1 pseudogene is annotated in these 288 nt (G+C 45.5%); it reads right to left on the bottom strand.

What is annotated here, in order from left to right:
- A pseudogene (locus tag HMPREF3279_RS06775) lies at window positions 1-288 on the bottom strand (hypothetical protein); the annotation flags it as partial.

Below are 288 nucleotides of genomic sequence, written 5' to 3'. Positions count from 1 at the left end.
TTGTGGTATTACCGTTACCATCTTTGATAGTTACAGTATGAGTACCGTCGCCGTTATCTTTAACGTCTGCTTCAGCGTTCTTACCGTCTGCACCAGTATCACCTTTCGCACCAGTTGCACCATCTTTAATGATAGTCGTTGTGGTGTTACCGTTACCATCTTTGATGGTTACTGTGTGAGTACCGTCGCCGTTGTCTTTCACATCTGCTTCAGCGTTCTTACCATCTGCACCTGTTGCACCAGTATCACCTTTCTCACCTTTCGCACCAGTTGCACCATCTTTAATGA

This window comes from Haemophilus sp. HMSC71H05, assembly GCF_001838635.1.
Lineage (GTDB): Bacteria > Pseudomonadota > Gammaproteobacteria > Enterobacterales > Pasteurellaceae > Haemophilus_D > Haemophilus_D parainfluenzae_R.
Note: the sequence above shows the minus strand (reverse complement) of the source record. Positions and strands in the feature narration are given on the sequence as shown.